Genomic DNA, 11,482 nt, shown 5'->3' with positions numbered 1-11,482 from the left:
GGCAGACCCGCGAGGGGGGTCAGGGCGTGTCGGGCCCGACGAGCTCCCGGTGCCGGTTCGCCGGCTGCGTCCGCCGCGTCGGTTCGCCGCGGGGACGGGTGCCGTCGGGGCGAGGCCGCGCGAGCACGGGTGCGCCCGTGCGCTCCGCGGCAGGCGCGCCGTCGCCGGCCGCGACCCGGTGGGGCTCGGGTTCGGTGAGGTCGACCACCGGGACGCGCTGCGTCACGCTTCGTTGCAGCGCGCGCCGGTACCGGAACGCGCACCAGAAGCCGATCGGGACGGTGAGCACGTACGTCACCGCGAGCGCGAGCGACATGATCAGCGGGTCGGCCACGAAGATCCATGCGAAGCCGAGGCCCACACCCCCCGACAGGTGGACCTCGGTCAGGGGCAGCCGGCCGCCCGCGAACGCGATCACCGTCGACCAGACCGCGTACACGGTCGCCGCGCTGCACAGGATCATCCCGAAGAACTCGCCGAACGCCGCCGCGCCGGGCGTGCACATGCGGCGCACGGTCGGAGCACGGTCCGCGTCGCTCACCGCGACCCCGCGGCCGCGCGCGTCAGCGCGCCCTGGTCGGCGGACTCCTCGGCGGTGCGGACGACCTCGATGCGGTCGATGGGCAGGGATCCGAACCCGGCGAACGCCGCCGCCTCGCCGAACCGGGCGACGGCTAGCACGAAGGCGTGCCCGACGGCCTGCGCCTCGCCGACCGGGAGGGTCACCTGGAGCCGCCCGTCGCGGCCACGGTCCGCGCTCGCCCCGTACTGGGCGAGCTCGTCGGCGAGTCGCGCGGCCCGTGAGCGGGTCACGAACCCCGGCGGGCACGCGGCTTCGATCGTGACGGTGTAGCCCTGCATTGGCGCGCCCCTCCGAAGACGGCCTCACCCCCGCCGCGGACCCTACCCAGCGGGGGGTTCGTGAACCTGTCTTTCGCCCGGCTCGATCGCGGAAGGGGTATTTCTGACGGCCGTTCGGCCACTCAGAGCGGCGAACCGGCGGGTCGCGGCGTCGTCGGCGGCGGTACCTCGCGCGGAACCTCGGACGGGCGGCGCCGGTGCGAGAAGTCGAGCACCTCGGCGAGGTTGCGGGCGAAGCGGTCACGGGCGTGCATCGGCTCGAGGCCCCAACGCCACTCGATCATGCGCAGGATCGAGCAGTGCTCGTACGGCCCCGCGTGCTCCACCCGCGCGGGTGCGAACGGGCTCATGACGATGCACGGGACGCGGAACCCGAGCCGGGCGTAGTCCGGATGCGGACCGGGGTTGGGGTTGACGTTGTCGTCACGCACGTTGGGCGGCGGGACGTGGTCGTAGAACCCTCCGTGCTCGTCGAACGTCACCACGAACACCATCCGGTCCCACTGCGGGCTCGCCCGGAGGGTGTCGTAGACCTCGCCGACGAACGCGTCGCCGACGAGCACGCTGCCGTGGGGGTGCATGTCGTTCGACGTGCCCTCGAGCTCCGCGACGGTCCCGAAGTCGGGGTCGACGAAGGTGACGTTCGGCAGCCGGCCGGCGGCGGCGTCCGCCTTGAACTGGTCGTAGTGGTGACTGATGTCGTCGTAACGGCGGCTCTCGTACAGGCCGGTCATCGGCTCGCTGAAGAAGTAGTAGCCACCGCTCAGACCCTTGTCGCGCACGCGGTCCCAGATCGCGAGGTCGAGCTTCGACGGCCGCTCCACGCCGGGTGGCGGCAGCGCAGTCGGGTCCTGCGGGTACGGGTAGAAGCCGGTCGCGTCGATGTCCGTCGCCGCGGAGTGCATGTAGAAGCGGTTCGGCCAGGTCGGGCCCATGAGCGAGCAGAAGTAGCGGTCGAGCAGGAGGTTGTCGCGCGCCAGCGCGTGCACGACGGGCAGGTCGCCGGGCTTGTAGTAGCCGATGGGATAGTGGTCGCCGGTCGTCTGCGTGCGCAGGAACCCGTCGCAGCGACCGCCGTCGTACTGGCGCGCGACCGACGGCCAGTCGTGCGCGGGGTCGGCGAAGCCCCAGCCCTGCCAGTCGGGTGCGAGCTCCCACGTCGGTTGGGGTGTGCCGTGCAGGTCCGGGTACTCGAGACCGGCCTGCTTGCCGTCGACTCCGGGCATCCCGCCGACGAGGTGGTCGAAGGAGCGGTTCTCCATCATCAGGAGCACCACGGTGTCGAACGGCGCGTCGGACGGGTGCGGCAGACGTTGCGGGCGCGATCGCGACGCCGCCTTCGACGATCCGTTGCTCCCGCACGCGGGCAGCAGCGCGGCGCCGGCGAGCGCAGCCGCGCCGGAGATGAACGTCCGTCGTGTGATTCGCTCCATCGGGCGGAGCCTGCCACGCGTGCGCGGCGACGGCGTGGACCGCCTTCAGGTACGGTCCGCACGTGCCGTCGCGTGTCGCGCTCCTCGCGCCGATGAAGCCCGAGCTCAAGCCGCTCGTGCGGAAGCTGTCGCTGCAGCGCGACGGCGAGGTGCACGTGGGTCGCGCGGGCGACGTCGAGGTCGTCGCGGTCCTCATCGGGATCGGCGTGCGCGCCGCGGCCGACGCGACCGAGCGGGTGCTCGACACGACGGACGTCGACCTCGCGCTCGTCGTCGGGATCGCGGGCGGCGTCGGCCCGGACCTCGAGATCGGCGACGTCGTCGTCCCCGAGCGCGTCGTCGACCACACGAGCGGCACGGAGTACCGACCGGCGCCGCTGGGCGGTGTCGACGTCGGCGGGGCCCTGCTGACGACCGACGGTCTCATCGTCGACGACGCGGTGATCGCCGACCACGTCGCGCGCGGCGTCGTCGCGCTCGACATGGAGGCGTCCGCGGTCGCGGCCGTGTGCGAACGGCGCGGATGCTCGTGGTCCGTCATCCGCGCCATCAGCGACCGGCCGCGCGACGGCATGGTCGACGACGCCGTGTTCGGCCTGGCCGGTCCCGACGGCTCCCCGAACCTCGGCGCCGTCGCGAAGTTCGTCGCGGCGAAGCCCTCACGGGTGCGCGACCTCGCGCGGCTCGCGCGCGACATGAACACGGCGACGAACGCGGCGGCCGACGCCGCGATCCGCGCGTTGGCCGCGGTGTGACGCTCGACAGGAGGACGAGGTGGACCTCGACGGCAGGACGCTGATCATCTCGGGCGTCGGCCCAGGCCTCGGGCGCGAGACGGCGCTGGTCGCGTACCGCGAGGGCGCCAACGTGGTGCTGGGCGCGCGCACCGAGTCGACCCTGGAGAGCGTCGCGAAGGACGTCGACGCGTCAGGCGGGCGCGTCGCGTACGCGGTCACGGACATCACGAACGAGGACGACTGCCGTCGCCTGGTCGAGACCGCGGTCTCACGCTTCGGCAGCGTCGACGCGCTCGTGAACTGCGCGGCACTGGACACGCTGTTCGGCGGCCTGGAGGCTGCCGGCGACTTCTCCGACTGGCGCGCGACGTTCGACGTCAACCTGTTCGGCTCGTTGCAGATGACACGGGCCGCGCTGCCGGAGCTGCGCAAGACACGCGGGGCCGTCGTCATGGTCAGCTCGCAGACGCAGCACCACCCGCCGCAGGCCGCGCCGCAGATGGGCTACGCGGCGTCCAAGTCCGCGCTCACGGGCGCGATGCGCCATCTCGCGCAGGAGGTCGGTGGCGACGGCGTGCGGGTGAACGAGATCGCGCCGGGGTGGATGTGGGGTCCCCCGGTCGAGACGTTCGTGCGGATGACCGCGCAGGGCCGTGGCGTCGACGAGGACGTCGTGCTCACCGAGCTGACGTCGCACATGCCGTTGCGTCGCATGGCGACCGATGGTGAGGTCGCGGAGACGATCGTCTTCTTCGCGTCGCCGCGCTCGGCCGGCGTCACCGGCCAGACGCTGCTCGTCAACGCGGGCGAGATCATGCACTGACCCCATCGTTTTGGGAAGCGTCAACCACCCATCGTGTGGTTGACGCTTCACAGAACCGCTACAGGAGCTCGTAGTCGGCCGGGTTCGCCTCGCGCGTGCGCTGCCAGTACTCCAACAGCGAGAACGGCCAGTTCTGGGTGACCCGGCCCGTCTCGTTCTTGTACCAGCTGTTGACGCTCGACACGCCCCACGCCATCGCCCGGTTGCCGGCGTCCACCTCGTCCTCGAACGCGTCGTAGACGTCGCGGCGGCAGTCGAGCGCGCGCGCGTCGCGCTCGAACAGCAGGCGGAGGCACTCGAGCACGTAGTGCACCTCGCACTCCGAGAAGAAGATGATGCTGCCGTTCGCGACGATGTTCGTGTTGGGCCCGTAGAGGCAGAACAGGTTCGGGAAGCCCGGAACCGTGATCCCGAGGTACGCGCCCGCGTTCGGGTCCCACTGCTCGTGCAGGTCGACACCACCGCGACCGGTGAGCTTCATCGGCGTGAGGAAGTGCGACGCCTCGAACCCCGTCGCGTAGACGATCACGTCGACGTCGTGCCGGCAGCCGTCGGCGGTGACGATCCCGCGCTCGTCGATGCGCGCGATCGGCTCGGTCACGAGGTCCACGTTCTCGCGGGTGAGCGTTCGCGCCCACGAGCCGTTGTCCATGAGGATGCGCTTCGCGAGCGGCGGGTATTGCGGCACCACCTTCTCGACGAGGTCGGGCGCGGACGCGAACTCTGCCTCGAGGTACATGGTCAGGAACGCGCGCAGCATCTCGTTGAGCGCGCTCACCGTCCGCCCGTCCTCGGACTGCCACTCGGGATCGACGCGCGCGGCGGGGACGAGCCCTTCGGCCATCCGCCAGAACAGGCAGAACCGGTACCACTCGCTGTACGCGGGGACGTGACGGAAGAGCCACCGCATCCCGGTCGGGACGTCGTCGTGGTAGTCGGGGATCGGGAGGAACCAGTTCGGCGTGCGCTGGAAGATCGACAGGTGCGCAGCCTGCTCGGCGACGACGGGGAGCAGCTGCACCGCGCTCGCGGCCGAGCCGACGACGCCGACGCGCTTGCCGGCGAGCTCGACGGTGTCGTCCCAGACCGCGGAGTGGAACGACGGCCCGGCGAACGTGTGCATGCCCGGGATGTCGGGGAGGCGCGGGCGGTTCAGCTGGCCGACGGCGCTGACGATCGCGTTCGCCTCGAACGACTCCTCGCGTCCGTCCTTCGTGCGGACCTGCAACGTCCATGTCGCACGCTCGTCGTCGTACTGCGCGGACGACACCTCGGTCTCGAACCGGATGTGCTCGCGCACGCCGAAGTCGTCCGCGCACTGCCGGAAGTAGTCGAGCAGGACGGCCTGCGGGCTGAACCGTTGCGGCCAGTCCTCCTTCTGCGCGAACGAGTAGCTGTAGAGGTGGTTCGGGACGTCGACGCGGCACCCCGGGTACCGGTTCTCCCACCACGTCCCGCCGACCTCGGCGTTCTTCTCGAAGATCACGAATGGCACGCCCGCCTGCTGCAGGCGGAACGCGGCGAGCAGACCCGACATCCCCGCGCCGACGATCGCGACGCTGAAGTCGCGGTCGGGTGCGAGCGTCGCCTTGTCCCACTGCGGCGCGCGCAGGTCGTCACCCGCGCCGAGCTCCTCGCGGAGCAGTGGCAGGTAGTCGTCGTTCACGGCGTCGTCGCCCGCGATGAACGCCATCATGCGCCGGAGGTCCTCGGTGGAGGGTGGCGGTGCCGGGCGGTTCCCGGAGTCGCGCAAGCGCGTCAACGCGTCGAACGCGAGGTCGCGCGCCTCGGCCTGCGCGGCGTCCGACATGCCCGCCTGTGGATGCTGCATCTGCGTCGCGTCCGGACGCAGCTCGTCGCGCAGCAGCGTCAGGTCGCCGGTCGTGTACGCGAGCGCGGCGAGGAGACCAGGGAGGTACGCGTCCTCGAGCGCGGCGCGGATCGCGGCGTCGTCGTCGGGGATCGGGTCGACCGGCTGCGAGATCGGCACGTCGCATCGCTCCGTGGTCATGTGGGGTCGGGCGCGGGACGAGGTTACCGGCGTAGCGTGACGCGGCGTGCAGGTGCTGGAGCTGTGGCGGTATCCCGTGAAGTCGCTCGGCGGCGAGCGGGTCGACGAGATCACGGTGACGACGGACGGGCTGACGGGCGACCGCGGCTTCGCGATCTTCGACGTCGACACGGGTTACGGGCTCACGGCCCGGCGCGTGCCCGAGATGCTGTTCGCGGCGGCGCGCCTGCGCGACGACGGCACCGCCGCGATCACGCTGCCGGACGGCTCGGACGCGCGCACCGACGACGACCTGTCGCGATGGCTCGGGCGGCGCGTCGCGCTGCGATCCGTCGACGAGGTGGCGCTCCGCCGCTACGAGAACCCGATCGACTTCGAGCACGAGACGACGAGCGACTGGCTCCCGTTCACCGGTGCCGGCAAGGGCGGCCCCTTCCACGACTCGTCGCGCACACGCGTGTCGCTCGTCTCGACGGGCTCGATCGGGACGTGGGACCGGCGGCGGTTCCGCGCCAACGTGCTCCTCGACGGCGAGGGTGAGGACGGCCTCGTCGGATCGGACGTCGAGATCGGCGACACCGTGCTGTCCGTGGGGAAGCGGCTCGCCCGCTGCGTCGTGACGACGCGCCCGCAGCCCGGTGGCGTCGAGCGCGACCTCGACGTGCTGAAGACGATCAATCGCGAGCGCGACGGCTGCATCGCGATCGGCGCGCTGGTGACGCGCCCGGGAACCGTCCGCGTCGGCGACGGGATCAGCGTCCGCGAGAGCGCGGGCTGAAGCCCGGCGCGTCGTCGTCGACGGGCGGGACGTCCGTCCGCGACGCGCGCGGGTGGCACGTGAGGTGCGCGGGGAGCTGCGGGACCCGAGCACCGGCGGCCGAGACGTACACGTAGGCGTCGCGCGCGACGAGCTGCTCGTGCGCGGCGGCGTCCTCCGGCGTCAGCACCGGTGACGCCGGTGCACCGTACGCGTGCAGCCGCTCGAGTACCTCGTCGCGCGACAGTGACGCGATCGCGTCCGCGACGCGATCGTTGACCTCCTCGACGCTGCGCAGCCGGTCGGCGAACGTCGTGTCGGCGAGGTCGTCGAGCTCCAACGCCGCGCAGATCGACCGCCACAGGCGCTCCTCGGCGAGCACGCCGAGCGCGACCCAGCCGTGGTCGCGTGTCTCGAACACGCCGTAGCCCGGCGAGCCGCGCGTCGGCCCTTCGGCGTCGACGTGCGCGGTGCCGCTGCGCGTGCCGACCCACCACGCGAGGACGTCCGCCATCGCGACGTCGATGCGCTCGCCCTCGCCCGTCGTGCAGCGCCGGGCCCACGCCGCGCAGATGAGCACCGCGCACATCGTGCCGCCCTCGAGATCGGCGGCCGGCAGGCGCGGGACGAGCGGGCGGGGCGCACCGGCCGGCGGAGGGAGCAGCGCGCCGGCGAGCGCCTGGTAGTTCACGTCGTGGCCGGGAACGTCGACCCATGGGCCCGTCTGCCCGTAGCCGGTCAGCGAGCAGTAGACGACCGACGGGTTGACCGCGGCGACGGCGTCGTAGTCGACGCCGAGGCGAGCCGCGACACCCGGGCGCCACGCCTCGCAGACGACGTCCGCGTCGCGGGCGAGCTCCAGTGCGCGCCGGCGCCCCGCGTCGGTTCGCAGGTCGAGCTGCACGCTGCGCTTGCCGCGCGCGATCGCGGCGAACAGCTCCGGGTACGCGCGCATCGGGTCGCCACCCGGCGGCTCGACCTTGAGGACCTCGGCACCGAGGTCGGCGAGCACCTGCGTCGCGTGCGGCATCGGGCGCCAGACCGAGAAGTCCAGCACCCGCATGCCGTCGAGCAGGGCCGTCACGACATCCTCATGCGCGCAGCGGGATCTCGAACGGCGGCGGCGCGATCGAGAGCGCGCGGTCGAGCACGTCCGCGACGGGCGCGGGCTCCGCGGTGAACGCGGCAGTGAGGCGCGCCGCGAGCGCGTCGATCTCGGCGGCGTCGGCCTCGGCCGCGTTCCCGGCGGGCTGCCCGAACCACCGACGTCGCATCGACTCGTTCGACGCGAGCTTCTGCGCGGCGACGATCGCGACCGCGACGACGTGCTTGCACGTGCCGCGGCGATGCTCCGCGGCATACGGGCAGTCGCAGGTCCACCGGACCTTGCGCACGACCGGCGGCGCGGGACGGTCGCGCACCGAGAGCTCCACGTGGTAACGCCGATCGGCCGAGCCGAGGACACGGGCCCGAACCGTCCCCGCCGTCACGCGGACCTCGGACACACGCTTGCGCTTCACGTAGCCACGGCCGCGGTTGAGCACCGCGCTCGTGCTGTGCCGCAGGACCGCCTCCTGCAGCGACTGCGAGAGCGCGCGCGCCGCGGGGTCGCCGCCCCGGGACGCGCCGTCCGCGGTGTCGCCGTCCGGTGATGCCGCCCGCTGCTTGATGCGCCCACTCCCCCGCCGGCGGCGCTTGCGCGGCCCGGGCGGGGTGTCGGGCGCGTTCGGCGCGTCGACCGTCCCCGTCCCCTCGGCCGGCTGCTCTTGCGCGCGACCACGCGCACGTCGGCGCCGGCGTGGTGCGCGAGGTCCGCCGTCGAGCGGATCGGGGGTGACCCCCGCGAACGGGTTCTCGACGCTCGCCCGCTCCGTCGTCAGTCCTTCTGTCACGCGCTTCCTCCGGTCACGCCATCTCCCGTGCCCGTTCGGTGTCGAGCTCGACGAGCGCGGCCAGCGCGGCGTCGTCGAGCTCGCTGATCATCTTCTCCGGCGACGAGGCGACCACCGTCTCCGCGAGTGTGCGCTTCTGCTCGAGCAGGTCGGCGATGCGCTCCTCCAACGTGCCCGGGCAGACCAACGTGTGCACCACGACACCGCGGGTCTGGCCGATCCGCCACACGCGGTCCGATGCCTGGTCCTCGACCGCCGGGTTCCACCACCGGTCGAAGTGGATCGCGTGGTTCGCGCGCACGAGGTTGAGGCCCGTGCCGCCGGCCTTCAACGAGACGCACAGCACCGGCGGCCCGTCCGGCTCCGCGAACCGCGCGAGCGCGGCATCGCGCGCCTTGCGGCTCATCTTCCCGTCGAGGCTCTCCACCCCGACGCCGAGCGTCTCGCGCAGGTGCTCCGCGACGCGCCGCAGGAACGTCGCGTACTGGCTGAACACGACGACCGCCTCACCCTCGTCGACGATCTCGTCGACCAGCGCGACGAGACGGTCGAGCTTGCCGGATCGCCCCGCGAGCGCGCCGTCGGCATCGCCGTCCGCGATCGTCGCCGGGTGGTTGCAGATCTGCTTCAGCTTCGTGATGCCCGCGAGCACCCGACCACGACGCGCCATGCCCGTCGCGTCGGCGACGTCCGCGCGCATGTCGTTCACGACCGCCTGGTACAGGCCCGTCTGCTCACGTGTGAGGCTGCAGTCGTCGCGCACCACGATCCGCTCGGGCAGCTCGTCCGCGATGCCCGGGTCGGTCTTGTGCCTGCGCAGCACGAACGGCGCGATGCGCCGCCGGAGCGCAGCGAGCGCGTCGGTGTCGCGCGGATCGCCGTAGCGGTCCTTGAAGGCGGACTGCGAACCCAGCAGCCCGGGGTTCGCGAACGACATGAGGCTCCACAGCTCGCCGAGGTGGTTCTCGACGGGCGTTCCGGTCACCACGAGACGATGCCGGCCGTTCAGCTTGCGCGCGGCGCGCGTCGTCGCGGTGGTCGGGTTCTTGATCGCCTGCGCCTCGTCGAGCACCACACGGTGCCACTGGATGGCGCGCAGCGCGTCGTCGCGCCGCATCACGCCGTAGCTCGTGACGACGACGTCCACGGTGCCGACGTACGCGGCCGGATCCTCGCGTCCGGATCCGTGGTGCAGGACGACACGCAGCTCAGGCGTGAAGCGAGCGGCCTCGCGCATCCAGTTCGACGCGACCGAGGTGGGTGCCACGACGAGTGTCGGCGTCGGCGGCGGATCACCGGATGCGAGGTCGTGCGCGATCACGGCGAGTGCCTGGGCGGTCTTCCCGAGGCCCATGTCGTCGGCGAGGATCCCGCCGAGCTCGTTCTCCTCCAACCACGCGAGCCACGCCAGACCGTCGAGCTGGTAGTGGCGCAGCGTCGCCGTGAAGCTCGCGGGCGGGTCGACGCGCTCGGCCGCGGTCGGCCGGAAGTCGCCGCTCAGCGCGCGGGCGACCCATCCGGTGACGTGCGCGGCATCGACCTCGTCGGCCGTCGCCGCGATCTCGAGCACGTCCGACGTCGACGGGTCGCCCTCCGCGACGCGCTTCGCGAACGCGAGCGTCGCGGCGCGCGTCTGCTCGTCGATGCGCAACCAGCGGCCGCGCACGGCGACGAGCTCGCCGCGTGCCCGCGCCAGCGCGGTCAGCTCCTCGGCCGTCAGCGGCTCGCCGTCGACGAGCACCTCACCGGTCAACGCGAGCGTCTTCGCGTCGAGACCGGCAGAGCCGCCGCTGATCACCACCCGGCGGACGAGTCGCGTCTGCGGCAGGAGCGACGACGGGAGGTGGACGGCGATGCCGACGGCGTCGAGCGCGGTGACGCCCTCTTCGAGGAGATCCGCGACCTGACCGGGGTCGAGCACGACCGTGTCCGTCGGGTCGACGGGCAGCTGCGACCACGCGCGGCGCGCCAGACCCCACTCGCGCGCGACGAGCATGGCGGCGTCGTGAGGGGTAGTCCCGAGCGCGTCGGCGGTGTCGGTGGCGAACGCGGGCAGGACCACCGACGGATCGGCGAGCGACTCGAGCCGCGCGATCAGGAGGAAGTGACCGTCCAGGTCGTCCGGCTCGGCGACGTGGAACCGCAGGCGCGCGCTCGCGGCCGCGCGCGCCGCGACCTGGTCGGCCCAGCGGTGCACCTTCGTCTCGGAGGCGGACGGCGGCAACGGCGGCGCGCCGAGCCGCGCGGTCGCGAGCTCGCCCACGATGCTGTCGAACCAGCCGGCGAGGACCTCGTCGGGGTCCCCGTCGTCGACGGCCTCGGTCGCGCGGAACCACACCTTCCCGATCTCACCGGCGGACTCGACACCCGGCGCCGGGCGCCACGTCCACTCGCGGGCGGACGTGTCGGTCGCGAGATCGGGCGTCAGCTCACCACGGGTCGTGAGCTCGGCCGCCTCGACGACGAGCGCGGCAACCGCGGTGACCGTGACGTCCACGGGTGCCTGCCGGCGCGACACCCAGTCGACGAAGCGCAACGCCCCGACGACGGGCGCGCCGCACCATCGCCCGACGGTTCCGTCGTCGAGCAGGACGGGGACGATCCGCATCCCGGCGGCCTCGACCGGCGCGCCCGCCGCCCCGTCGGTCAGCAGCTCGCGCGCGGGCGCGCACAGATGGAGGCGACCTCCGATGATTCGCACCGTGATCGGTGCCGCCGGCGACGACGCCGGGTCCGTGGTGACGGTCATGCGTTCCGTCTCGTCGTGTCGATGCGTGGGTCCGCGGACGTCGCCGTGCCGTCTCGACGTGTCGCCTCGACGTGCTTCTCGTCGCGCGACGGCGTCACGCTGCGCATCCGGGGAAGGGCGCTCCCCGGTTGCCGGCCCGACCAGGGCCGTACCCCGCTGCAGGCGCCGCGCAACGCGGCCGGCAGCGGGAGACGGCTCCCAGGGTACCACCGAGCCGCC

Annotated in this window: 10 protein-coding genes; 3 read left to right on the top strand and 7 right to left on the bottom strand. The window is 72.7% G+C overall.

What is annotated here, in order from left to right:
• Positions 1-19: 19 nt before the first annotated feature.
• The 3 genes from VFC33_02060 to VFC33_02050 form a co-directional block, all read right to left on the bottom strand.
• Complete coding sequence (locus tag VFC33_02060; protein ID HZR12011.1) at positions 20-505, bottom strand: hypothetical protein; 486 nt, start codon at positions 503-505, stop codon at positions 20-22.
• 32 nt (positions 506-537) lie between these two features.
• Positions 538-861: a hypothetical protein gene (locus VFC33_02055; GenBank protein ID HZR12010.1), complete on the bottom strand. Its 324-nt coding sequence runs from the start codon at positions 859-861 to the stop codon at positions 538-540.
• 122 nt (positions 862-983) lie between these two features.
• The gene (locus VFC33_02050; protein ID HZR12009.1) at positions 984-2,294 is read right to left on the bottom strand and encodes an alkaline phosphatase family protein; all 1,311 of its coding nucleotides are present in this window, start codon (positions 2,292-2,294) and stop codon (positions 984-986) included.
• A gap of 62 nt (positions 2,295-2,356) precedes the next feature.
• Here VFC33_02050 and VFC33_02045 point away from each other — a divergent pair, with 62 nt between their 5' ends.
• Together VFC33_02045 and VFC33_02040 are read left to right on the top strand one after the other, a co-directional pair.
• Positions 2,357-3,049, top strand: a complete 693-nt coding sequence (locus VFC33_02045) for a 5'-methylthioadenosine/S-adenosylhomocysteine nucleosidase (protein HZR12008.1) — start codon at positions 2,357-2,359, stop codon at positions 3,047-3,049.
• 19 nt (positions 3,050-3,068) lie between these two features.
• Positions 3,069-3,854 carry an SDR family oxidoreductase gene (locus VFC33_02040; GenBank protein ID HZR12007.1) on the top strand — a complete coding sequence of 262 codons (786 nt, stop codon included), beginning with the start codon at positions 3,069-3,071 and terminating at the stop codon, positions 3,852-3,854.
• 58 nt (positions 3,855-3,912) lie between these two features.
• Here VFC33_02040 and VFC33_02035 read toward each other — a convergent pair whose 3' ends face one another.
• Complete coding sequence (locus VFC33_02035) at positions 3,913-5,844, bottom strand: NAD(P)/FAD-dependent oxidoreductase (GenBank protein ID HZR12006.1); 1,932 nt, start codon at positions 5,842-5,844, stop codon at positions 3,913-3,915.
• 67 nt (positions 5,845-5,911) lie between these two features.
• Between VFC33_02035 and VFC33_02030 the strand changes: the two genes are divergently transcribed.
• The gene (locus VFC33_02030; protein HZR12005.1) at positions 5,912-6,643 is read left to right on the top strand and encodes an MOSC N-terminal beta barrel domain-containing protein; all 732 of its coding nucleotides are present in this window, start codon (positions 5,912-5,914) and stop codon (positions 6,641-6,643) included.
• Here VFC33_02030 and VFC33_02025 read toward each other — a convergent pair.
• Genes VFC33_02025 through VFC33_02015 form a run of 3 tightly spaced genes read right to left on the bottom strand, consistent with a single transcriptional unit; the run spans position 6,618 to position 11,263 of the window.
• Positions 6,618-7,706, bottom strand: a complete 1,089-nt coding sequence (locus tag VFC33_02025) for a CoA transferase (GenBank protein ID HZR12004.1) — start codon at positions 7,704-7,706, stop codon at positions 6,618-6,620. The genes VFC33_02030 and VFC33_02025 overlap by 26 nt on opposite strands.
• 7 nt (positions 7,707-7,713) lie before the next feature.
• On the bottom strand, positions 7,714-8,514 hold the full coding sequence (locus VFC33_02020; GenBank protein HZR12003.1) for an SWIM zinc finger family protein: 801 nt from the start codon (positions 8,512-8,514) through the stop codon (positions 7,714-7,716).
• Between the two features lie 13 nt (positions 8,515-8,527).
• Positions 8,528-11,263, bottom strand: a complete 2,736-nt coding sequence (locus tag VFC33_02015; protein HZR12002.1) for a DEAD/DEAH box helicase — start codon at positions 11,261-11,263, stop codon at positions 8,528-8,530.
• Positions 11,264-11,482: the final 219 nt, after the last annotated feature.

Source organism: Acidimicrobiia bacterium (genome assembly GCA_035651955.1).
Classification (GTDB): domain Bacteria; phylum Actinomycetota; class Acidimicrobiia; order IMCC26256; family JAMXLJ01; genus JAMXLJ01.
Note: the sequence above shows the minus strand (reverse complement) of the source record. Positions and strands in the feature narration are given on the sequence as shown.

What these genes read in the sequence shown, in the direction of transcription:
- VFC33_02050 (HZR12009.1), bottom strand. Translation starts at nt 2,294, where the DNA reads ATGGAGCGAATCACACGACGGACGTTCATCTCCGGCGCGGCTGCGCTC.
- VFC33_02055 (HZR12010.1), bottom strand. Translation starts at nt 861, where the DNA reads ATGCAGGGCTACACCGTCACGATCGAAGCCGCGTGCCCGCCGGGGTTC.
- VFC33_02060 (HZR12011.1), bottom strand. Translation starts at nt 505, where the DNA reads ATGTGCACGCCCGGCGCGGCGGCGTTCGGCGAGTTCTTCGGGATGATC.
- VFC33_02015 (HZR12002.1), bottom strand. Translation starts at nt 11,263, where the DNA reads ATGACCGTCACCACGGACCCGGCGTCGTCGCCGGCGGCACCGATCACG.